Source organism: Streptomyces sp. NPDC048671 (genome assembly GCF_055587045.1).
On the sequence record NZ_JBVJHB010000023.1, the window covers coordinates 25,909 to 47,842 of the forward strand.

Consider the following 21,934-nt stretch of genomic DNA (forward strand, 5'->3'; position numbering starts at 1 on the left):
GGGTGGGTCCGGGTGCCGTACGGCTTGCGACAGCCTCTCAGAGCTCGGTCGCTACGTAATCGCGCAGCCAGGTACGGAAGTCGGGGCCCAGGTCCTCGCGCTCGCAGGCGAGTCTGACGATGGCCCGCAGGTAGTCGCCGCGGTCACCGGTGTCGTAGCGGCGGCCGCGGAAGACGACACCGTGCACCGGGCCGCCGAGCTTCTCGTCGACGGCCAGCTGCTGAAGCGCGTCGGTCAGCTGGATCTCGCCGCCCCGGCCGGGCTCCGTCTCGCGCAGCACGCCGAAGACCGCGGGGTCCAGGACGTAGCGTCCGATGACGGCGAGGCTGCTGGGCGCCTCGCCGGGCTCCGGCTTCTCGACCAGCCCGGTGACCCGGACGACGTCGCTCTCCGGGGTGGCTTCCACCGCGGCGCAGCCGTACTGGTGGATCAGCTCGCGCGGGACCTCCATGAGCGCGACGACGCTGCCGCCCTCGCGCTCCTGGACCTCCACCATGCGGGACAGCAGCGGGTCGCGCGGGTCGATCAGGTCGTCGCCCAGGAGCACCGCGAACGGCTCGTCGCCCACATGGGGCGCCGCGCACAGGACCGCGTGGCCGAGGCCCCGCGGGTCGCCCTGGCGGACGTAGTGCATGGTCGCCAGGGCGCTGGACTCCTGGACCCGCACCAGCCGCTCGTCGTCGCCCTTGCGGGTCAGCGCCGACTCCAGCTCGTAGTTCCGGTCGAAGTGGTCCTCCAGGGCGCGCTTGTTGCGCCCGGTGATCATCAGCACGTCGCTCAGCCCCGCGGCGGCGGCCTCCTCCACGACGTACTGGATCGCGGGCTTGTCGACCACCGGCAGCATCTCCTTGGGAGTCGCCTTCGTCGCCGGCAGGAACCGGGTACCGAGCCCGGCGGCCGGTATGACGGCCTTCTGGATCTTGCGCATGTGCTCAGACTTCCGTGTCCACGGGGAAGGGTGCGGTTCGACGGACGCCCATACGCAGCCGACCCGGTTCCTGTGACGGAACCGGTCCGGCTGCGTACGGGCGCACGGTGCGAGTCGGGTCAGACCTCGTCGGCCGATGCCGTGACGGTGGACGGCGCCTGCTGCTCCGCCGCCACCGTCTTCTTCGCTGCCGCCTTCTTGGCCGTCGTCTTCTTCGCGGCGGTCTTCTTGGCGGCGGTCTTCGTGGCAGCCGTCTTCGTGGTGGCCGCCTTCTTGGCGGTGGCCTTCTTGGCGGTCTTGCGGACCGCCTTCTTGGCCGGTGCGGCCTCGGGCTCGGCGTCGGAAGCGGACTCGGGCGCGGTCTCGGCGGGGGCCGTCACCACGACGGTCTCCGCCTCGTCGGTACCGGCCGGGGAACCCGCGGGCGCGGTGGCCTTGCGGGTCGCCCGGCGCCGGGCCCGCGGCGGTGCGGCCGGCTCCTCGGCCGGGGCCTCCACGTGCGGGGCCTCCACGTGCGGGGCCTCGACCACCGGGTCCTCAGCGGCGACCGGGTCGGCATCGGAGACCGGCTCCTCGGCGGCCGCTGCGGGCTCGGCCGGGGTCGGCTCGGCCGCGGCGGGCGAGCCTGCCGGGGCGGTCGCCTTGCGGGTCGCACGACGGCGCGTACGGCCCTGGGGCGCCTCGGCGGCAGGAGCCTCGACGGCCGGGGTCTCGACGACCGGGGCCTCGACGACCGGCTCCGGCTCGGGCTCCGCGACGGGCTCCGGCCGCGCGGCCGGCTCGGCCACCGGAGCCGGCGCGGACGCCGACTTCGGGGCACCGGCCGGCGCCGACGCCTTGCGCGTCGCCCGGCGGCGGCCACGGCCGCGCCCGGCGGCCGCCTCGGCCTCGGCCGGGCTGCTGTACAGCTCCTCGTCCGCGACGAACTCCGGCTCGGGCAGCGCCAGCGGGGCGGCGACCTCCGCCGCGACCTCGGCCTCGGTCTCGGCCTCGTGGTCGTGGCCCTGCTCGTGCTCGTGCTCGTGGCTGTGGTCGTGGTCCTGCTCGTGGTCCTGGCCCGAGCCGCCGCGGCCGCGCTTCTTGGCGCGCTTGCCGCCACCGCCGCCACCGACCGAGGTCGGCTGCTCCATGTGCACGATCACGCCGCGCCCGTTGCAGTGGACACAGGTCTCGGAGAAGGACTCCAGCAGACCCTGACCGACCCGCTTACGGGTCATCTGGACCAGGCCCAGCGAGGTGACCTCGGCGACCTGGTGCTTCGTACGGTCACGCCCCAGGCACTCCAGGAGCCGGCGCAGCACCAGGTCCCGGTTGGACTCCAGCACCATGTCGATGAAGTCGACGACGACGATGCCGCCGAGGTCGCGCAGCCGCAGCTGGCGCACGATCTCCTCGGCCGCCTCCAGGTTGTTCTTGGTGACGGTCTCTTCCAGGTTGCCGCCCTGGCCGGTGAACTTGCCGGTGTTGACGTCGACGACGACCATCGCCTCGGTCTTGTCGATCACCAGCGAGCCGCCGCTCGGCAGGTAGACCTTGCGGTCCAGCGCCTTCATGAGCTGCTCGTCGATCCGGTAGGTCGCGAAGATGTCGACCTCGGAGGTCCACCGCGACAGCCGGTCCGTCAGGTCGGGCGCCACGTGCGAGACGTAACCGTGGATGGTGTCCCACGCCTCGTTGCCGCTGACGATGACCTTGGAGAAGTCCTCGTTGAAGATGTCGCGGACGACCCGGACGGTCATGTCCGGCTCGCCGTAGAGCAGCGTCGGCGCGTTGGAGCTGCCGCTGCTCTTCGACTTCTTCTGGATGTCATCCCACTGTCCCTGGAGCCGCTCGACGTCGCGGCGCAGCTCGTCCTCGCTCGCGCCCTCCGCGGCGGTGCGGACGATGACGCCCGCGTCCTCGGGAACGATCTTCTTGAGGATGGTCTTGAGCCGGGCGCGCTCGGTGTCGGGCAGCTTGCGGCTGATCCCGGTCATCGAGCCCTCGGGCACGTAGACCAGGTAGCGGCCGGGCAGCGAGACCTGGCTGGTGAGGCGGGCGCCCTTGTGGCCGATCGGGTCCTTCGTCACCTGGACGAGGACGGACTGGCCGGACTTGAGCGCGGTCTCGATACGGCGCGGCCCGTGGGCCATGCCGAGCGCCTCGAAGTTGACCTCACCGGCGTACAGGACGGCGTTGCGGCCCTTGCCGATGTCGACGAAGGCGGCCTCCATGGACGGCAGGACGTTCTGGACCTTGCCCAGGTAGACGTTGCCGACGTAGCTGGTGGCCTGCTCCTTGTTGACGTAGTGCTCGACGAGCACGTTGTCCTCAAGGACGCCGATCTGGGTGCGCTCGCCGCTCTGGCGGACGACCATGACGCGCTCGACGGCCTCGCGGCGGGCCAGGAACTCCGCCTCGGTGATGATCGGGACCCGGCGGCGGCCCTGCTCGCGGCCCTCGCGGCGGCGCTGCTTCTTGGCCTCCATACGGGTCGAGCCCTTGATGGACTGGACCTCGTCGAAGCCGGTGCCGGGCTCGCGCTCGGCTTCCTTCTTACGGGGCTCGCGGACCTTGACGACCGTGCGCTCCGGGTCGTCCGTGCCGTTCTCGGCGTCGGACGAGGAGTCACCGCTGCGACGGCGGCGCCGGCGACGGCGGCGGCTGCTGCTCGATCCGGAGGCACCCGAGTCGTCGTCGTTGTCGTTGTCGTCGTCGCCCTCGTCCTCGGACTCGTGGGCGCGCTCGTGCTCGTGCTCGTCGCCGGAGCGGTCGGAGGCGTCGTCGGTGTGCTGCTCGCCGCCCTCGTCCTCGGCGGACTCACCGCGACGGCGGCGACGGCCACCGCGACGGCGGCGGCGGGAGGGCCGGTCGCCGTACTCGTCGGTGTCCTCGCCGTCGTGCTCGGCGTCGTGCTCGCCCGAAGGCTCGTGCTCCTCCTCGGCCTGCTCCTCCACCGGGGCGGCGGCCGGAGCGGGTGCGGCGGCGGGCTCGGCCTCGGCTGCCTCACCGCGACGGCGGCGACGGCGGCGCGAACCGCCCTGCGGGGCGGCCTCGGCGGGAGCGGGCGTCTCGGCGGCCGGGGTCTGCTCCTCGGCCGTCGCGATCTCGTCCTCGGGCTCCTCGTCCGGCGAGGCGGGGACCTCGGCTGCGGCCGCGGCCGCGGCGGTCTCCGGGGTCTGGAACATCGGCTCGGCGAAGACCGGGGCCTGGAACACGGCGACGGAGGGGCGCGCCGCGCCACGGCTCCTGCGTACGGGCTCCTCGACCTTGCCGGTGAACTCGGGCCTGCCCGCCGCGGCGGTGGCCCGGCGGCGCTGACGGCCGCGCGGGGCGGCCTCCTCGACCTCGGCGGTCTCGGCGGCCAGCTCCTCGACGGCGGTCTCGGGCAGGCTCTCGCCCGTCTGGACCTCGGTGCGCTCCTCGGTGGCCTGCGGGGCACCGGCCGGAGCGGTGGCCTTGCGGACCGCACGGCGGCGGCCGCGCGGGGCCTCTGCGGGCTCGGCGGGCTCGGCCGCTTCGGTGACCTCTGCGGGCTCGGCGGCCGCTACGGGCTCGGCGGACTCGGTCCGGGTGGCCTGCGGGGCACCGGCCGGGGCGGAAGCCCTGCGCCGGGCACGGCCGCGCGGCGCCTCGGCGGCGGGCTCGGCCTCTACGGGCTCGGGGCTCTCCACGGCCGCGGTTTCCTCGACGATCTCCACGGCCTCGGCAGCCTGCGGCGCACCCGCCGGGGCAGTCGCCTTGCGGGACGCACGACGACGCGCACGCGGCGCCTCGGCAGCGGGCTCGGCCGCGACAGCCTCGGGGCTCTCCACGGCCGCGGTTTCCTCGACGATCTCCACGGCCTCGGCGGCCTGCGGGGCACCCGCCGGGGCAGTCGCCTTGCGGGAGGCACGACGACGCGCACGCGGCGCCTCGGCAGCGGGCTCGGCGGGCTCGTCCTCGGCCGGCTCGGGGGTCACAGCGGCCGCGACGGGCTCCACGACCTCGGCGGCCTGCGGGGCACCCGCCGGAGCGGTCGCCTTGCGGACCGCGCGACGGCGGGCACGGACGGGCGGGGCCGCCTCGGCCTCGGTGGTGTTCTCCGTGCTGGGGTCCGACTCTCCGGCGTCAACGGCCGGTATGGCCGGCGCGCCGCCCGAGGGCGGCCCGGCCGGGCGGGAAGCCGCGCGGCGCCTGCGGCGCGGCGGCAGCTTGTCCCCGGGGGTGTTGTTGTCTTCTGCGTTCCCGGTCGTACCGGGTTCGGTGGGCTCGAGCATGCGGGCGGTTCTCCCGTCGCGCTCCCGGGCGCCGCGCCTGATTCCGGTCCGGCACGGTCCGCATGTTGTACGCGGTACCGCCGTCCGGGGCGCGGGCGCCGCACGGGGGCTGAATGTCTGGCTCGCCGGTTCCGTACGCGGTGTGCGCACGGCCTGGCGAAAGTCTTATGGGTCAGCGCGCGGCCCGGCCCAGGTGGCTCCCGAGTCCGAGGGCTGCGCTACAACGACCGCCTTACGCGGTGCCTGCACCTTCCGGCGCCGTCGCGACGGCGGTCCCGATGGCCGTGGGTAGAGCGGCCGGGGCTGCCTCGCGGTCAGGCGCGAGCGGGTCGGTCACCGTGCCGGACTCCTCGTCGAAGAGCCCCTGCGCCAGCCTGGTCACCGCTGCGGGGACCGGCGGCGCCAGGTCGGCCACAACGCGAAGACCGGACAGGACGTCGTCAGGTCGTACGGCAGGTGTCACGTGCCGAACAACCAGCCGCAGTATCGCACAGGCCTTGACCCCGGGCCTATCAGGCTGTTGATCAAGGGCCCGCAGTTCCACCACGGCGGACCGGGCGTCGAAGCTGCGCATGCCGTTCTTCGTACGGCGCTGGACCTCGACGGTCTCGGCCCCGTTGAAGGCGGCCACGGCCTTCTCCGCCTCCTCGACGGAGACCCCGTCCAGCCGCATCTCCCAGATGGAGGCGGTCAGCCGGTCGGCAAGACCCGAGGTGCGGGCCTCCACGGCGTCCGTGATGTCGAGACCGTCCGGCAGCGAGTCGTTGAGCAGCTCACGCAGGACGTCGGGGTCACGCGCCTCGCTGAGGGCGATCTCCAGGAACTCGGCCTCACTGCCCGTGCCGGTGGGGGCGGCATTGGCGTAGGACACCTTGGGGTGCGGGGTGAAGCCCGCCGAGTAGGCCATGGGCACCTCGGAGCGGCGCAGCGCCCGCTCGAAGGCACGCTGGAAGTCACGGTGACTGGTGAACCGGAGGCGGCCGCGCTTGGTGTAGCGCAGACGAATGCGCTGCACTGCCGGTGCGGGCGGCGGGCCTTCGGGCTGTCGCTTGCCCAGTGGTTCTTCTCCTCGGTGCGGGACGGACGCGGGTGGCACGCCGCCCTCGAAATACGGGTGGCCCCGGGGTGTCCGTCCCGGCTCACCCCTGCTGGACGGAATTCTCGCCGTGCAGGGAGATCTCTGGTTCGGGCGCCGCGCTGGGCACAGCCGTCGCATGTTGCGCAGTACCCAGGGTACGCGCAACCCGCCTGTCCGGTTCCCGGCGCCCCGGCCGGGTGCCGCGCGGGCGCCCGGTGCTTCGCGCGGTTCACGCGGTCCATGCCGCGATGGCCCGGCCGGGGGTTTCCCGGGCCGGGCCATCGTCGTCGAGCTGTCACCCGGCCGGAGCCGGGGGTGGTGTCACTTCAGGCCGTCACTTCACGACCGTCAGCGGGAGGAGCTTCTTGCCCGTCGGGCCGATCTGGATGTCGAGGTCCAGCTGCGGGCACACCCCGCAGTCGAAGCACGGGGTCCAGCGGCAGTCCTCGACCTCGGTCTCGTCGAGCGAGTCCTGCCAGTCCTCCCAGAGCCAGTCCTTGTCGAGGCCGGAGTCCAGGTGGTCCCAGGGCAGAACCTCCTCGTACGTCCGCTCCCGGGTGGTGTACCAGTCGATGTCCACGCCGAAGCCGGGCAGCGTCTTCTCGGCGCTCTTCATCCACAGGTCGTAGCTGAAGTGCTCGCGCCAGCCGTCGAAGCGGCCGCCGGCCTCGTAGACGGCGCGGATGACGGAGCCGACCCGGCGGTCGCCGCGGGAGAGCAGGCCCTCGACGATGCCGGGCTTGCCGTCGTGGTACCGGAAGCCGATCGAGCGGCCGTACTTCTTGTCGCCGCGGATCTTGTCCCGGAGCTTGGCCAGCCGGGCGTCGGTCTCCTCGACGCCGAGCTGCGGGGCCCACTGGAACGGGGTGTGCGGCTTGGGCACGAAGCCGCCGATGGAGACGGTGCAGCGGATGTCGTTCTGCCCGGAGACCTCGCGGCCCTTGGCGATGACGTTGACCGCCATGTCGCCGATCTGCAGGACGTCCTCGTCGGTCTCGGTGGGCAGACCGCACATGAAGTACAGCTTCACCTGGCGCCAGCCGTTGCCGTACGCGGTGGAGACGGTCCGGATCAGGTCCTCCTCCGAGACCATCTTGTTGATGACCTTGCGCATCCGCTCGGAGCCGCCCTCGGGGGCGAAGGTGAGACCGGAGCGACGGCCGTTGCGGGTCAGCTCGTTGGCCAGGTCCACGTTGAACGCGTCGACGCGGGTGGAGGGCAGCGAGAGCCCGATCTTGTCGTCCGTGTAGCGGTCCGCGAGGCCCTTGGCGATGTCGCCGATCTCGGAGTGGTCCGCGGAGGAGAGCGAGAGCAGACCGACCTCCTCGAAGCCGGTCGCCTTGAGGCCCTTCTCCACCATTTCGCCGATGCCGGTGATGCTTCGCTCCCGCACGGGGCGCGTGATCATGCCGGCCTGGCAGAAGCGGCAGCCGCGGGTGCAGCCGCGGAAGATCTCCACGGACATCCGCTCGTGCACGGTCTCCGCGAGCGGGACCAGAGGCTGCTTCGGGTAGGGCCACTCGTCGAGGTCCATCACGGTGTGCTTGGACACCCGCCACGGCACACCGGACTTGTTGGGCACGACCCGGCCGATGCGGCCGTCCGGGAGGTACTCGACGTCGTAGAAACCGGGGACGTAGACGCCACCGGTCTTCGCGAGCCGGAAGAGCACCTCCTCGCGACCGCCGGGGCGGCCCTCGGCCTTCCAGGCGCGGACGATCTCGGTGATCTCCAGCACGGCCTGCTCGCCGTCGCCGATGACCGCGCAGTCGATGAACTCCGCGATCGGCTCGGGGTTGAACGCGGCGTGGCCGCCCGCGAGCACGATCGGGTCGTCGAGGCCGCGGTCCTTGGCGGCCAGCGGGATGCCGGCCAGGTCCAGGGCGGTGAGCATGTTGGTGTAGCCGAGCTCGGTGGAGAAGCTCAGCCCGAAGACGTCGAACGCCTTCACCGGGCGGTGTCCGTCCACGGTGAACTGGGGCACCTTGTGCTCGCGCATCAGCTCCTCCAGGTCCGGCCAGACACTGTAGGTGCGCTCGGCGAGGACGCCCTGGCGCTCGTTGAGCACCTCGTAGAGGATCATGACGCCCTGGTTGGGGAGCCCCACCTCGTACGCGTCCGGGTACATGAGGGCCCAGCGGACGTCGCACTCGTCCCACGGCTTGACGGTGGAGTTCAGCTCACCGCCGACGTACTGGATGGGCTTCTGCACATGCGGGAGCAGAGCTTCGAGCTGTGGGAAGACCGAATCGACAGACATCGCGAACTTTCGAGAGCCGGCAAGGATGACCATCCAGCGTACCGCGACGCTCAGCCTCCCCGTGCCGTCCGGATCTCCGCCCGGGACGCCCTCTTCCACACGCCGGGCAGCTCCCGTTCGCGTGCCGCCGCCGTCTCCTCCTCCTTCCCGTACAGAAGTCCCCAGGTGAACGACGGTTCGCCCGCCAGATGTGCCTGTACGGCGAGGGCGCGCAGGGCCTCGCGGGCCACCACGCTGTCCTGGTGGTCACCGAGGACGCCCTGTACGGCTTTCAGCCGCCCGGCGGACTTCCGGGCCGGTTTCCCGAGCGCGGGGCGGGCGGCCTCCGCCGCGTACCGGGCGCGTTTCGCCGCCTTGCGCGCCGCGTGCAGGGCGAGGTCGCGGTCCTGGCCCGGTGGCAGCTCCCGGGCGTGGGCGATGCGGTGCGCGAGGCGCCGGTGGTCCTTGTGCAGGGCGCGCGGCAGCGCCTTGCCGGGTGACGCCGCGGCGGCGGCCAGCAGGGGCGGGTCCGCGAGGAGCGTGTCCAGGGTCCCCAGCAGCGTCAGGTAGCGGCTGCCGTCGAGTACGGCGACGGTGTGGCGGCGCGATCCGCTGCGGCGCGCCACCGACCAGGTCCGCAGCCGGCCGCGGACCGGGCCGAGGACCAGGGTGCGGGGCAGCCCGTCGAGCCGGGTGCGCAGCCGCTCGTCGAGTACCTCCTGGTCACGGTCGATGCCGAGCTCCGCCGCGAGCCACTTCAGCTCCTCGGCTACGGGGCCGGTGACGGCCTTGTCGAGGAGCCGGCGGTACGTCCTGAAGGCGCTGCGCAGCCGACGGGTGGCGACGCGCATCCGGTGCACGGAGTCGGGGAGACCGCGGCGCACCGCCGGGTCGAGGGCGACGATCTCGGTGACCTGGTGGCGTACGTAGGCCAGGACGTGGTCGCCCGCGGTGTGCGGCCGGGGCCGGTTGGCGCCCGGTTTCCCCTTCGGGCCGGTCTCGGCCAGTGCCCGCGCCAGTTTGGACGGTGCGGCGGAGGGCCGTACCCCGGCCTTGCGGAGCCGCCGTTCGACGGCGTCGAGGAACGCGGGGTCGCCGTCGTCGGCGAGTTCGGCCTCGATCTCGGTCCAGGCGGTGTCGCCGCCGCCGCCGTGCAGCCGCTCGGCCCGGACCTGGTCCACGCTGATCTCGGCGAGCAGTGCGCCGTCGGGGCCGTTCAGGTGGTGGACGTCCCTGGCGGAGCGGAGCCGGACCACAGGGACGACCGGGGTGTCCCGGACCCGGGAGCGGATCAGTGCGGCGAGCTCGGGCGGCAGCGTGTCGGAGAGCGGGGCCCTGATCTCGTCGCGGATGCCGGTGGCGACCGGGAACTTGAGGTGCCAGCCGGCGTCGTCGCCGCCGGTGCGCCGGCGCAGGGTGAGGGAGCCGGCCGCGAGCCGGAGGTCCTCGGTGTCGTAGTAGACGGCGTCGAGTTCGCTGACGCCCCGGTGGTCGACGGCAAAGACGCCGGCCACCCGGCTCAGGTCGGGCAGCCGGGTGGCGTCGGTGGCTTCGTACTTCCGCTCGATCTCACGCTTCGAGTCCGCCATGAGTCGAATCTAGACGGGATGTACCCAGATGGGCAGGGTCCTCGCACGGCTCAGGCCGTTATCGGCCGTTGCACCCTGATCGACTGGAGCAGTCCGATGGCCACCCAGATGGCGAACATCGAGGACCCTCCGTAGGAGACGAACGGCAGTGGCAGCCCGGCGACCGGCATGATGCCGAGCGTCATTCCGATGTTCTCGAAGGCCTGGAAGGCGAACCAGGCGATGATCCCGGCGGCGACGATCGTGCCGTACAGCTCAGTGGTCTCCCGGGCGATGCGGCAGGCGCGCCACAGGATGATGCCGAGCAGGACGAGGATCAGTCCGGCGCCGAGGAAGCCGAGTTCCTCTCCGGCGACGGTGAAGACGAAGTCGGTCTGCTGCTCGGGGACGAACTGGCCGGTGGTCTGGGTGCCCTGGAAGAGGCCGGTGCCGGAGAGGCCGCCGGAGCCGATCGCGATACGCGCCTGGTTGGTGTTGTAGCCGACGCCGGCCGGGTCGAGCGCCGGGTTGGCGAAGGCCGCGAACCGGGCGATCTGGTAGTCGTCGAGCAGTCCGAGCTGCCAGATGGCGACGGCGCCCGCGGTGCCCGCGCCGAGGATTCCGAAGATCCAGCGGTTCGACGCCCCGGAGGCGAGCAGTGCGCCGAGCACGATGACGGCCATGACCATCACGGAACCGAGGTCCGGCATTCCCATGACGACCGCCATCGGGATCGCCGCCACGCCGAGGGCCTTGGCGACGGTCCGGTGGTCGGGGTGCGGCTGGTCGCCCGCGTCGACGCGGGCGGCGAGCAGCATCGCCATGCCGAGAATGATCGTGATCTTGGTGAACTCGGAGGGCTGGAGGGAGAAGCCGCCGCCGATGATGATCCAGGCGTGGGCGCCGTTGACCGTGGCGCCGAGCGGGGTGAGGACCGCCAGGACGAGGAGTACGGACAGGCCGTACAGGATCGGCACCGCGCCGCGCAGGGTGCGGTGGCCGAGCCAGATCGTACCGACCATCAAGGCGAAGCCGATACCGGTGTTGAGGGCGTGCCGGAAGAGGAAGTAGTACGGGTCGCCGTGGGTGAGCGAGTCCCGTCCCCTGGTCGCCGAGTAGACGAGCATCGCGCCGATGAGGGAGAGCGCGACCGCCGAGCCGAGCAGCGGCCAGTCGAGCCGGCGGACCATGGAGTCGCGGGCGGTGAACCGGCCCCAGGCCGAGCGCTCGGGGGCGTACCGCTGGACGGAGAAACCGGCCATCAGTCGCGCCTCCCCAGGATCGCGGCGAGCGTCTGCTCGGCCGGCGGCTTACCCGCGTCCGGGTCGTACGGCTTGATCTTCGGGGTCTCGATGGAGCCGTCCTGCTGGATCTTCGGCAGGGACTTCTGCGGCGTCGGCAGCAGGGCCTTCTTGAGGTCCTGCTTGCCCGCGGCGTCGAGCCCGTAGATCGCGTTGTAGATGTTGCGCACGGCGGGCCCGGAGGCGCCGGAGCCCGTACCGCCCTGGGAGATCGTCATGACGACCGTGTAGTCCTTGGTGTACGTGGCGAACCATGAGGTCGTCTGCTTGCCGTAGACCTCGGCGGTACCCGTCTTGGCGTGCATCGGGATCTTGTCCTGCGGCCAGCCGCCGAAACGCCAGGCGGCCGAGCCGCGGGTCGCGACGCCCGCGAGGGCTCCGTCGATCTCGTCGCGCGTCTTCTGGGTGAAGGGCAGCTTGCCGTGCGACTTGGGCTTGATCTCCTCGACGGTCTTGCCGTCGCCGCTGACGATCGCCTTGCCGACGGTGGGGTCGTAGAGCGTGCCGCCGTTGGAGATGGCCGCGTAGATGGTCGCCATCTGGATCGGGGTGACGAGGGTGTCGCCCTGGCCGATCGAGTAGTTGACGGAGTCACCGGCACGCATCTTGTCGCCTTCGAGGCAGTTCTCGTAGGCGATCTTCTCGACGTACGTGCCGTCCTTCTTGCCCTGCTTGCACCAGGAGTCGTGGTTGGCCTTGGCGAAGTTCTTCTTCCACTCGCGGTCGGGGACGCGGCCGCTGACCTCGTTGGGGAGGTCGATGCCGGTCTCCTTGCCCAGGCCGAACTGGTGGGCGGTCTTGTAGAACCAGTCGTTGGGCTTCTTCTTGGGGTTGTTGCCGCCGTCCTTCTGCCACTCCTTGTGCGCGATGCCGTAGTACACGGTGTCGCAGGAGACTTCGAGGGCGCGGCCGATGGAGATGTCGCCGTAGCCCTGGGACTCGAAGTTCTTGAAGGTCTGGCCGCCGATGGAGTACGAGCTCGGGCAGGGGTAGTTGCCGTCGAAGGGGTATCCGGCGTTGACCGCGGCGGTCGAGGAGATGACCTTGAAGATGGAGCCGGGGGCGGCCTGGCCCTGGATGGCCCGGTTCAGCAGCGGGAAGTTGGAGTTCTTGCCGGTGAGCTTGGCGTAGTCCTTGCCGGAGATGCCGCCGACCCAGGCGTTGGGGTCGTAATTGGGCAGCGAGGCCATCGAGACGACCCGCCCGGTCTTGGCCTCCATGACGACGACGGCGCCGGAGTCGGCCTTGTAGTTCTCGCCGGTGTTGGCGTCGAACTCGGTGCGGGCCGTCTTCATGGCCTGGTTGAGCTCGTACTCGGCGACGGCCTGGACCCGGGCGTCGATGGAGGTGACGACGCTGGCGCCGGGCTCCGCCTTGTCGTTCTTCGCCTGGCCGATGACCCGGCCTAGGTTGTCGACCTCGTAGCGGGTGACGCCCGCCTTGCCGCGCAGCGCCTTGTCGTACGTGCGCTCCAGGCCGGACCGGCCGACCTGGTCGGAGCGCAGGTACGGCGAGTCGCTGTCCTGGGCCTTGGTGATCTCGTCGTCGGTGACGGGCGAGAGGTAGCCGAGGACCTGGGCGCTGTTGGCCTTGCCGGGTGCGGCGTAGCGGCGTACGGCGGTGGGTTCGGCGGTGATGCCGGGGAAGTCCTCGGCTCGTTCGCGGATCTGGAGGGCCTGCTGGGTGGTGGCCTCGTCGGTGACCGGGATCGGCTGGTAGGGCGAACCGTTCCAGCAGGGCTGCGGGGTCTTCGCGTCGCAGAGCCGGACCTTGTCGATGACGTCCTTGGGCTTCATGCCGAGCACGTCGGCGAGCCGGGTCAGCACGCCCTTGCCGTCGTCGGCCATCTTCAGCAGCTCGGTGCGGCTGGCGGAGACGACGAGCCGGGTCTCGTTGTCGGCGAGGGGTACGCCGCGGGCGTCCAGGATGGAGCCGCGGGCGGCCGGCTGGACGACCTGCTGGACGTGGTTGTTCTTCGCCTCGTCGGAGTACTCCTGGCCGTTGCGGATCTGGAGGTACCAGAGGCGGCCGCCGAGGGTGAGCAGCAGGGAGCAGACAAGGACCTGGATGACGACGAGGCGGATCTGAACGCGCTGGGTCCGGCCCGTCTCGGGGATGTTGGTCACGGGGCGCCCCCGGTGGTGGTCGGGCAGGGGGCCCGGTGGGCGGCCCCCGGGAAATGCGGGCTCACAGTCGCTTGACTCCCTTGATCCGTCCGGCGCGTGCTGCCCGGTTCCGGGCGGCCTTGACGCGCAGTCCGCCGCGCTGGTTGCCGATCCGCAGGCCGGTGCCCGCCGCGAGCCAGCCCGACGTGGCGTCCTTGCCGCCGGAGGAGGACTCGGTGAGCGGGTCGTTCACCGTGCGTCTGGCCATCGCCATGATCAGGGGCACGGTGAAGGGTGCGAGAAGCAGGTCGTAGACGGCCGCGGTGAACAGCAGGCTGCCCAGGCCCACGTGGCGGGCGGCCGTGTCGCCGACGAGCGCGCCGATACCCGCGTACAGCAGGGTCGATCCGATCGCCGCCGCGACGACCACGGCCATCGGCATGAAGGCCGACTTGAGCTGGCCGTTCTCCGGCTTGGCCAGTCCGGCGAGGTATCCGATGACGCAGAGGACCAGCGCGTACCGTCCGGCCGCGTGGTCCGCCGGTGGTGCCAGGTCCGCGAGCAGCCCCGCGCCGAAGCCGATGAGGGCGCCGCTGACGTGGCCGTAGACGAGGGCCAGTCCGACGACGACCATGAGGAGCAGATCGGGCACCGCGCCGGGCAGCTGGAGCCGGGCGAGTACGGAGACCTGGACGACGAGTGCGATCACGACCAGGGCGATGGAGAGCAGAGTCCGGTTGACGCGCATGGGGATCAGCTCTACCTCTGTTCGTTTACCGCGTTGTCGGCGTTCGGTGTGGCGTTCCCGCTGGGGTTCGGGCTCGGGCCGCCGGTGGGGTCCGCGCTCTCGTGGATGTTCCCGACGACCTTGCCGCCGGTGTCCACGATGTCGCCGTTGGGCGAGATGGTGACGGTGACGGTCGGGGTGGGCTTCGGCTTGGCGGGCTTGGCCGGCTTCTTCGGCAGGACCATGTCGCGGGGGTCCTCGCGCGGGGCCTGGACGACGATGCCGACGATGTCGAGCTTGGTGAAGCCGACGAACGGACGGACGTAGACCGTGCGGGTCAGGTCGCCGCCGGACGGGTCGACACGGACGACCTCGCCGACCGGGACTCCGGGCACGAACGGCTTGTCCTTGCTGGACCCGAACGTGACGAGCCGGTCGCCCTTCTTGACCTTGGCCTTGCCGTTCAGGAACTGGACGGCAAGCGGGCGGGAGCCCTGGCCGGTGGCGAAGCCGAGTTCGTCGGTGGACTCCATCCGGGTGCCGACGGTGAAGTCGGGGTCGTTGGCGAGGAGCACCGTCGCGGTGTCCGGGCCGACGGTGGTGACCCTGCCCACGAGTCCGTCGCCGTTGAGGACGGTCATGTCGCGCTTGAGACCGTCCTTGGAACCCGCGTCGATGGTGACCGTCCAGGAGAAGCCCTGGGCCGCTCCTATGGCGATGACCTCGGCGGCCTTGATGCCGTACTGTCCGGCGGCCGACTTCTTCAGCATCTTGTCGAGCTCGCGGACCCGGCTGCGGTTCTGGTCGTCGCTGCCGAGCTTGGCTTTCAGCGCGGCGTTCTGCTGCTCCAGTGCGGCGATCTTGTCGTGCCGGTCGCCGGAGGCGCGTACCGCCCCTATGGCGTTGCCCACCGGGTCGACGGCTGCCGCGACCCCGTTCTCAACCGGTCCGAAGACCGTGGAGGCGGCCTGCCGGGCACCGTCCACCGGCGACTCCTCCCCACCGCGGATATCCACCGTGATCAGTGCGAATGCGATGGCGATCAGCAGCACCAGGAGCAGCCGGCTCTCTCGTGTGTCCCTCACGTGCGGCGGCCGTGCCTTCCTCGTAGGAATGTTCGTGCCTGTATATCAACGATCCTCCGCGCGGAGCGGCAGCGTCCGCGCGGAGGCTCGCGTGAGTTCCTACCGTCGGGGTCGGGGCTGGGCGTCCAGCACCTGCTGGAGCGCCTCGAACTCCTCGACGCACTTGCCGGATCCGAGCGCGACGGAGTCCAGCGGGTTCTCGGCGATGTGGATCGGCATGCCCGTCTCGTGACGGAGCCGCTCGTCCAGTCCGCGCAGCAGCGCGCCGCCGCCGGTGAGGACGATGCCGCGGTCCATGACATCGCCGGAGAGCTCCGGCGGGCACTTGTCGAGCGTCGTCTTGACCGCGTCGACGATCGCGTTGACCGGCTCCTCGATCGCCTTGCGGACCTCGGTCGCGGAGATGACCACGGTCTTGGGCAGGCCCGAGACGAGGTCGCGGCCGCGGACCTCGGTGTGCTCGTCCTTCTCCAGATCGAACGCCGAACCGATGGTGATCTTGATCTGTTCGGCGGAGCGCTCACCGAGGAGGAGCGAGTACTCCTTCTTGATGTGCTGGATGATCGCGTTGTCCAGCTCGTCACCGGCGACCCGGATCGACTGGGCGGTGACGATTCCGCCGAGCGAGATGACCGCGACCTCGGTGGTGCCGCCACCGATGTCGACGACCATGTTGCCGGTGGCCTCGTGGACCGGCAGACCGGAGCCGATGGCCGCCGCCATGGGCTCCTCGATGATGTGCACCTGGCGGGCGCCGGCCTGCGTCGACGCCTCGATGACGGCGCGTCGCTCGACCCCGGTGATACCGGAGGGCACACAGACGACGACCCGCGGGCGGGCCAGGTAGCGGCGCTTGTGGATCTTCAGGATGAAGTAGCGGAGCATCCGCTCCGTGATCTCGAAGTCGGCGATCACGCCGTCCTTCAGTGGCCGTACGGCAACGATGTTGCCCGGTGTACGGCCGATCATCTTCTTGGCCTCGGCGCCGACCGCCAGGATGCCGCCGGTGTTGGTGTTGATGGCCACGACGGACGGCTCGTTCAGAACGATGCCGCGCCCCCTGACGTACACCAGCGTGTTGGCAGTCCCGAGGTCGATAGCCATGTCACGGCCGATGAACGACATTGAGTTCCCCTTGTTCCCCATGAGGATGCGTCGGGCCTTCCCAAGTGAAAGCGGTGATGGCTTGATTTGGTAGGCGAGATGAGCGCTGCGGGCGTGGAAGCTTCCATCGTAGTGCCGGATACACCGACACAGCGCGAGGGTCCTTCGCCTTGTTGAGCAGAACGGGTGGCCGTCCCACTCATGGTGACGTTACGTCGGGGAGATGCGTTCCCGCGATCGGTGACCCTATGCCGAAGGGCGACCGAATTACTTCGGTCGCCCCAGGTCATGAGCGCTGTTTGGCGGAGCGGAGGTCAGGAAAGTCCCGGAAAGAACAGCTTCATTTCTCGCTCTGCGGACTCCTCGGAGTCCGAGGCGTGGATGAGGTTCTCCCGGGTGACCGTACCGAGGTCGCCACGGATCGATCCGGGCGCGGCGGCGATCGGGTCGGTGGGGCCGGCCAGGGCACGGACGCCCTCGATCACCCGCTCGCCCTCGGCCACCAGGGCGACAATCGGACCGGACTGCATGAACTCGACGAGCGGCTCGTAGAACGGGCGGCCGACGTGCTCGGCGTAGTGCTGCTCCAGCGTCGCCCGGTCGAGGGTACGCAGCTCCAGCGCGGTGATCTTCCAGCCGGCCTTGCGCTCGATGCGGCCGACGATCTCGCCGACCAGACCGCGACGGACGGCGTCGGGCTTGAGAAGAACGAGAGTGCGCTGAGTCATGTACGGCTCCTTGCAGGCATACGGGTGCGGTGAAGCGAGATTACAGGGGCGCGGTAACGGCCCGGCGGCCGGGTTTGCCCGCCGGGCAAGGGGCGTGCACCGGCCGCGCGCCGGGTCAGCCCGCGGCGGGGGCCCGCGCCGCCTCCTGCTCGGCCCAGCGGGCCTTCGCCTCGTCGATCTTGCGGCCGTAGTGCACCGAGGCCCACCACAGGCCACCGAAGACCAGACCGAGGATGAACATCATCGGCACCACGAAGCCACTGGCGACCAGCGCGATCTGGAGCGCCCAGCCGAGCTGCACGCCGCCGGGGCGGGTGATCACCCCGCAGAGCAGCACGGAGAGCAGCATGCCGATGCCGCAGACCGTCCACACCGTCGCTGACGACAGGTCGTCGGACTTCATCGCGACGAGTCCGGCGAAGCCGATCACGAAGAACTCGCCGATCAGGGTCGACGCACAGAGCGTACGCACGTGGGTCAGCTCCTTCCCAGAAGCAGCCGGGCCTCGCCGACCGTGATCACGGATCCGGTCACCAGCACCCCGGCGCCCGCGTACTCGTCCTCTTCCTCGGCGAGGGTGATCGCCGCCTCCAGCGCGTCGTCGAGACGGGGTTCGACCTGGACCCGCTCGTTGCCGAAGACCTCGACGGCGACGGTCGCCAGGGCGTCCGCGTCCATCGCGCGGCCGCTGGAGTTCTGGGTGATGACGACCTCGGCGAAGATCGGCTCGAAGGCCTCCAGGAGCCCCCGGACGTCCTTGTCGCCGCTGGCACCGACCACACCGATCAGCCGGGAGAAACCGAACGCCTCGGAGAGCCCCTCGGCGGCGGCGCGGGCGCCGGCCGGGTTGTGGGCGGCGTCCAGGACGACGGTGGGGCTGGAGCGGACGACTTCGAGACGGCCGGGCGAGAGCACCGCGGCGAAGGCCTTGCGGATGATGTCGGCGTCGAGCGATCCGGGCTGCTCGGCACCGATCCCGAAGAACGCCTCGACGGCACAGAGCGCCACCACGGCGTTGTGCGCCTGGTGGGCGCCGTACAGCGGAAGGAAGATGTTGTCGTACTCGCCGCCGAGACCGCGCAGCGTCAGCAGCTGCCCGCCGACCGCGATCTCCCGGGAGACGACGCCGAACTCCATGCCCTCGCGGGCCACCGTGGCGTCGGCCGCGACGGCCTTCTTCAACATCACCTGAGCGGCGTCGACCGGCTGCTGGGCCAGGATGACCGTCGCACCCTGCTTGATGATCCCGGCCTTCTCCGCCGCGATCTCGCCGGGCGTGGAGCCCAGCCGGTCGGTGTGGTCCAGGGAGATCGGGGTGACGACCGCGACCGTGGAGTCGATGACGTTGGTCGCGTCCCAGCTGCCGCCCATGCCGACCTCGACGACGGCGACATCGACCGGCGTGTCGGCGAACGCCGCGTACGCCATGCCGGTGAGCACCTCGAAGAAGGAGAGCCGGTAGGGCTGCTGCGCGTCGACCATCTCGATGTACGGCTTGATGTCCTGGTACGCCTCGACGAACCGCTCGGCGTCCATCGGGGCGCCGTCCAGGCTGATCCGCTCGGTGATCGACTGGACGTGCGGCGAGGTGTAGCGGCCGGTACGCAGGTCGAACGCGCCGAGCAGGCCCTCGATCATGCGGGCCGTGCTCGTCTTGCCGTTGGTACCGGTGATGTGGATGGAGGGGTACGCGCGCTGCGGGTCACCGAGCACGTCCATCAGGGCGGCGATGCGCGCCACGGACGGCTCCAGCTTGGTCTCCCCCCAGCGCCCGGCGAGCTCCCGCTCCACCGCGCGCAGCGCCCTGTCCACCTCCGGATCGGAAGGGCGGGCGGGGACCTCGTCGGCCTGGGGCGGCCCGGAGGCGGCGCGCAGCGTCCGGCTCCCGGCCTCGATCACCGCCAGGTCGGGGTCGCGCTGGGTCGCTTCGTCGACGATCTCCGCGAAGGTCTCGTCGGAGTCGGACGCGTCGTGCCGGTCGGAAGGGCGGGGCTCACTCACAGGGCCAGTCTACGGATGAGCACCGACATCGCGCGCAGCGCCCGGCTGCGGGGGTACGGCGGAGCCCCCGTACCCCTCGGCCGAGGGGTACGGGGGCTCCGTGCGGCCGGGCCGGGTCAGGCCTGCGGCAGGGCCGCCAGCTGGCTGGTGATGCGCTCGATGTCGCTCTCGGCCTTGGTGAGCCGGCCACGGATCTTGTCGACCACGTTGTCCGGGGCCTTGCCGAGGAACGCCTCGTTGTTCAGCTTGCCGTTGGCCTGCGCCTTCTCCTTCTCGGCGGCGCCCAGGTCCTTCGTCAGGCGCTTGCGCTCGGCCTCGATGTCGATCGTGCCGGACAGGTCGAGCGCGACCGTGGCGCCCGCGACCGGCAGCGACGCGGTGGCGTGGAAGCCGTCACCGGCGGGCTGGAGGCGCAGCAGCTGGCGGATGGCCGCCTCGTGCGCGGCGAGCGGCGTACCGGTGAGGTCCAGCTCGGCCGGGACCTTCTGGCCGGGCTGGAGGCCCTGGTCGGAGCGGAAGCGGCGGACCTCGGTGACGACCTGCTGGACGAGCTCGATCTCCTTCTCGGCCGCGTCGTCCCGGAAGCCGCTGTCCTTGGGCCAGTCCGCGATGACGACGGACTCGCGGCCGGTGAGCGCGGTCCACAGGGTCTCGGTGACGAACGGGACGATCGGGTGCAGGAGGCGCAGCATCACGTCGAGGACCTCGCCCAGGACCCGGCCCGAGACCTCGGCCGGCCGGCCGCCGCCGAAGAACGTGGTCTTGGACAGCTCGACGTACCAGTCGAAGACCTCGTCCCAGGCGAAGTGCCGGAGCGCCTCGCTGAGCTTGGAGAACTGGAAGTCGTCGTAGTACGCGTCGACTTCGGCGACGGTCCTGCCCAGCCGGGACAGGATCCAGCGGTCGGTCACCGACATCTCGCCGACGGCCGGCAGCTCGCCCTCGATGGTGGCACCGTTCATCAGGGCGAAGCGGGTGGCGTTCCAGATCTTGTTGGAGAACTTGGCGGAACCCTGGACCCACTCCTCGCCGATCGGGACGTCGACACCGGGGTTGGCACCGCGCGCCAGGGTGAAACGGAGCGCGTCGGAGCCGTACTTGTCCATCCAGTCCAGCGGGTTGACCACGTTCCCGAAGGACTTCGACATCTTCTTGCCGTGCTCGTCGCGGACCATGCCGTGCAGCACGATCGTGTCGAACGGCGGGACGCCGTCGTTGACGTACAGGCCGAACATCATCATCCGGGCGACCCAGAAGAAGAGGATGTCGTAGCCGGTGACCAGGACGGAGTTCGGGTAGAACTTCGCGAGGCTGTCGGTCTGTTCGGGCCAGCCGAGGGTGGAGAAGGGCCACAGGCCGGAGGAGAACCAGGTGTCCAGGACATCGCTGTCCTGCGTCCAGCCCTCGCCGGTGGGCGCCTCGTCGTCCGGTCCGACGCAGACGACCTCGCCGTTCGGGCCGTACCAGACGGGGATGCGGTGGCCCCACCAGAGCTGGCGCGAGATCGTCCAGTCGTGGAGGTTGTCGACCCAGTCGAAGTACCGCTTCTCCATCTCCTGCGGATGGATCTTGACCTTGCCGTCGCGGACGGCGTCACCGGCCGCCTTGGCGAGCGGCTCGACCTTGACCCACCACTGGAGGGAGAGGCGCGGCTCGATGGTGGTCTTGCAGCGCGAGCAGTGCCCGACGGAGTGGACGTAGGGACGCTTCTCGGCGACGATCCGGCCCTCGGCGCGCAGGGCGGCGACGATGGCGGAGCGGGCTTCCAGCCGGTCCAGGCCCTGGAAGGGGCCGGGGACGGTGATGACGGCCCGCTCGTCCAGGACGGTGAGGAAGGGCAGGTCGTGGCGCTTGCCGATCTCGAAGTCGTTCGGGTCGTGCGCCGGGGTCACCTTGACGGCGCCGGTGCCGAACTCGGGGTCGACGTGGTGGTCGGCGACGACCGGGATCGTACGGTCGGTCAGCGGCAGCTTGATCTGCCTGCCGACCAGGTGCCGGTAGCGCTCGTCGTCGGGGTGGACGGCGACCGCGGTGTCACCGAGCATCGTCTCGGCGCGGGTGGTGGCGACGACGATGGTCTCGTCGCCCTCGCCGTACTTCATGGAGACGAGCTCGCCGTCGTCCTCCTGGTACTCGACCTCGATGTCCGAGATCGCGGTGAGACAGCGCGGGCACCAGTTGATGATGCGCTCGGCGCGGTAGATCAGCCCGTCGTCGTACATCCGCTTGAAGACGGTCTGGACGGCCTTGGACAGGCCCTCGTCCATGGTGAACCGCTCACGGGACCAGTCGACGCCCTCGCCGAGGCGGCGCATCTGGCCGGAGATCTGGCCACCGGACTCGTTCTTCCACTGCCAGACCCGCTCGACGAAGGCCTCGCGGCCCAGGTCGTGGCGGGACTTGCCCTCCTTGCCGAGCTCGCGCTCGACGACGTTCTGGGTGGCGATGCCGGCGTGGTCCATACCGGGCTGGTACAGCGCCTCGAAGCCCTGCATCCGCTTGCGGCGGACCAGCGCGTCGATCAGCGTGTGCTCGAAGGCGTGCCCCAGGTGCAGGGAGCCTGTGACGTTGGGCGGCGGGATGACGATGGAGTACGGCGGCTTGTCGCTGTGCTCGTCGGCCTCGAAGTAGCCGCGCTCCACCCAGCGCTCATACAGCTTCCCCTCTACCTCGGCCGGCGTGTACTGGGTCGGCAGTTCGGGGTTGCTGGCTGGCTGCTGCGCTGCATTCTCGGTCACGCGACACAGTTTAGGGCCGTCACAGTCATGCACTGAAACCGGTTTGTTGAGTAACGGTGTGCCTCCCGGTGCCCCACCCCCGCGGGCCTTCCGT

The 21,934-nt window shown here is 70.8% G+C and carries 14 protein-coding genes; all 14 read right to left on the reverse strand.

Annotated elements, in window-relative coordinates; genetic code table 11:
- Positions 1 to 37: 37 nt before the first annotated feature.
- Positions 38 to 928, reverse strand: a complete 891-nt coding sequence (galU, locus tag ACZ6S6_RS34260) for a UTP--glucose-1-phosphate uridylyltransferase GalU (RefSeq protein ID WP_362963952.1) — start codon at positions 926 to 928, stop codon at positions 38 to 40.
- Between the two features lie 119 nt (positions 929 to 1,047).
- A complete protein-coding gene (locus ACZ6S6_RS34265) occupies positions 1,048 to 5,166 on the reverse strand; it encodes an Rne/Rng family ribonuclease (RefSeq protein WP_469708882.1) in 4,119 nt (1,372 codons plus the stop codon).
- 232 nt (positions 5,167 to 5,398) lie between these two features.
- Entirely contained in the window at positions 5,399 to 6,181 is a 783-nt protein-coding gene (locus ACZ6S6_RS34270; RefSeq protein WP_362963956.1) for a TIGR03936 family radical SAM-associated protein, read from the reverse strand.
- A 397-nt stretch (positions 6,182 to 6,578) separates the two neighbouring features.
- Positions 6,579 to 8,504, reverse strand: coding sequence for a TIGR03960 family B12-binding radical SAM protein (locus ACZ6S6_RS34275; protein WP_362963958.1), 1,926 nt, complete (start codon positions 8,502 to 8,504; stop codon positions 6,579 to 6,581).
- 50 nt (positions 8,505 to 8,554) lie between these two features.
- Positions 8,555 to 10,072, reverse strand: a complete 1,518-nt coding sequence (locus ACZ6S6_RS34280) for a CYTH and CHAD domain-containing protein (protein ID WP_469708884.1) — start codon at positions 10,070 to 10,072, stop codon at positions 8,555 to 8,557.
- Positions 10,073 to 10,122: 50 nt separating this feature from the next.
- On the reverse strand, positions 10,123 to 11,313 hold the full coding sequence (gene rodA / locus ACZ6S6_RS34285; protein ID WP_362963962.1) for a rod shape-determining protein RodA: 1,191 nt from the start codon (positions 11,311 to 11,313) through the stop codon (positions 10,123 to 10,125).
- A complete protein-coding gene (mrdA, locus tag ACZ6S6_RS34290) occupies positions 11,313 to 13,478 on the reverse strand; it encodes a penicillin-binding protein 2 (RefSeq protein WP_362963964.1) in 2,166 nt (721 codons plus the stop codon). Before mrdA ends, rodA begins: the two co-directional genes overlap by 1 nt.
- A gap of 61 nt (positions 13,479 to 13,539) precedes the next feature.
- Positions 13,540 to 14,205 carry a rod shape-determining protein MreD gene (mreD, locus tag ACZ6S6_RS34295; protein ID WP_362963966.1) on the reverse strand — a complete coding sequence of 222 codons (666 nt, stop codon included), beginning with the start codon at positions 14,203 to 14,205 and terminating at the stop codon, positions 13,540 to 13,542.
- A gap of 11 nt (positions 14,206 to 14,216) precedes the next feature.
- Positions 14,217 to 15,269, reverse strand: a complete 1,053-nt coding sequence (gene mreC, locus ACZ6S6_RS34300; protein WP_362963968.1) for a rod shape-determining protein MreC — start codon at positions 15,267 to 15,269, stop codon at positions 14,217 to 14,219.
- 99 nt (positions 15,270 to 15,368) lie between these two features.
- The gene (locus ACZ6S6_RS34305) at positions 15,369 to 16,394 is read right to left on the reverse strand and encodes a rod shape-determining protein (protein ID WP_362963970.1); all 1,026 of its coding nucleotides are present in this window, start codon (positions 16,392 to 16,394) and stop codon (positions 15,369 to 15,371) included.
- 293 nt (positions 16,395 to 16,687) lie between these two features.
- Entirely contained in the window at positions 16,688 to 17,101 is a 414-nt protein-coding gene (ndk, locus tag ACZ6S6_RS34310) for a nucleoside-diphosphate kinase (protein ID WP_362963972.1), read from the reverse strand.
- 115 nt (positions 17,102 to 17,216) lie between these two features.
- Positions 17,217 to 17,573 (reverse strand): DUF4233 domain-containing protein, encoded by a 357-nt coding sequence (locus ACZ6S6_RS34315; protein WP_362963974.1) that lies wholly within the window; start codon positions 17,571 to 17,573, stop codon positions 17,217 to 17,219.
- 5 nt (positions 17,574 to 17,578) lie between these two features.
- Entirely contained in the window at positions 17,579 to 19,102 is a 1,524-nt protein-coding gene (gene folC / locus ACZ6S6_RS34320) for a bifunctional tetrahydrofolate synthase/dihydrofolate synthase (RefSeq protein WP_469708888.1), read from the reverse strand.
- A 116-nt stretch (positions 19,103 to 19,218) separates the two neighbouring features.
- Entirely contained in the window at positions 19,219 to 21,840 is a 2,622-nt protein-coding gene (locus ACZ6S6_RS34325) for a valine--tRNA ligase (RefSeq protein ID WP_469708890.1), read from the reverse strand.
- Positions 21,841 to 21,934 lie beyond the last annotated feature (94 nt).

Bases quoted from the DNA above. Each gene is read 5' to 3' on its own strand.
- ACZ6S6_RS34275 (WP_362963958.1), bottom strand. From the start codon at position 8,504: ATGTCTGTCGATTCGGTCTTCCCACAGCTCGAAGCTCTGCTCCCGCAT.
- ACZ6S6_RS34305 (WP_362963970.1), bottom strand. From the start codon at position 16,394: ATGTCGTTCATCGGCCGTGACATGGCTATCGACCTCGGGACTGCCAAC.
- rodA (WP_362963962.1), bottom strand. From the start codon at position 11,313: ATGGCCGGTTTCTCCGTCCAGCGGTACGCCCCCGAGCGCTCGGCCTGG.
- ndk (WP_362963972.1), bottom strand. From the start codon at position 17,101: ATGACTCAGCGCACTCTCGTTCTTCTCAAGCCCGACGCCGTCCGTCGC.
- mreD (WP_362963966.1), bottom strand. From the start codon at position 14,205: ATGCGCGTCAACCGGACTCTGCTCTCCATCGCCCTGGTCGTGATCGCA.
- galU (WP_362963952.1), bottom strand. From the start codon at position 928: ATGCGCAAGATCCAGAAGGCCGTCATACCGGCCGCCGGGCTCGGTACC.
- ACZ6S6_RS34280 (WP_469708884.1), bottom strand. From the start codon at position 10,072: ATGGCGGACTCGAAGCGTGAGATCGAGCGGAAGTACGAAGCCACCGAC.
- ACZ6S6_RS34265 (WP_469708882.1), bottom strand. From the start codon at position 5,166: ATGCTCGAGCCCACCGAACCCGGTACGACCGGGAACGCAGAAGACAAC.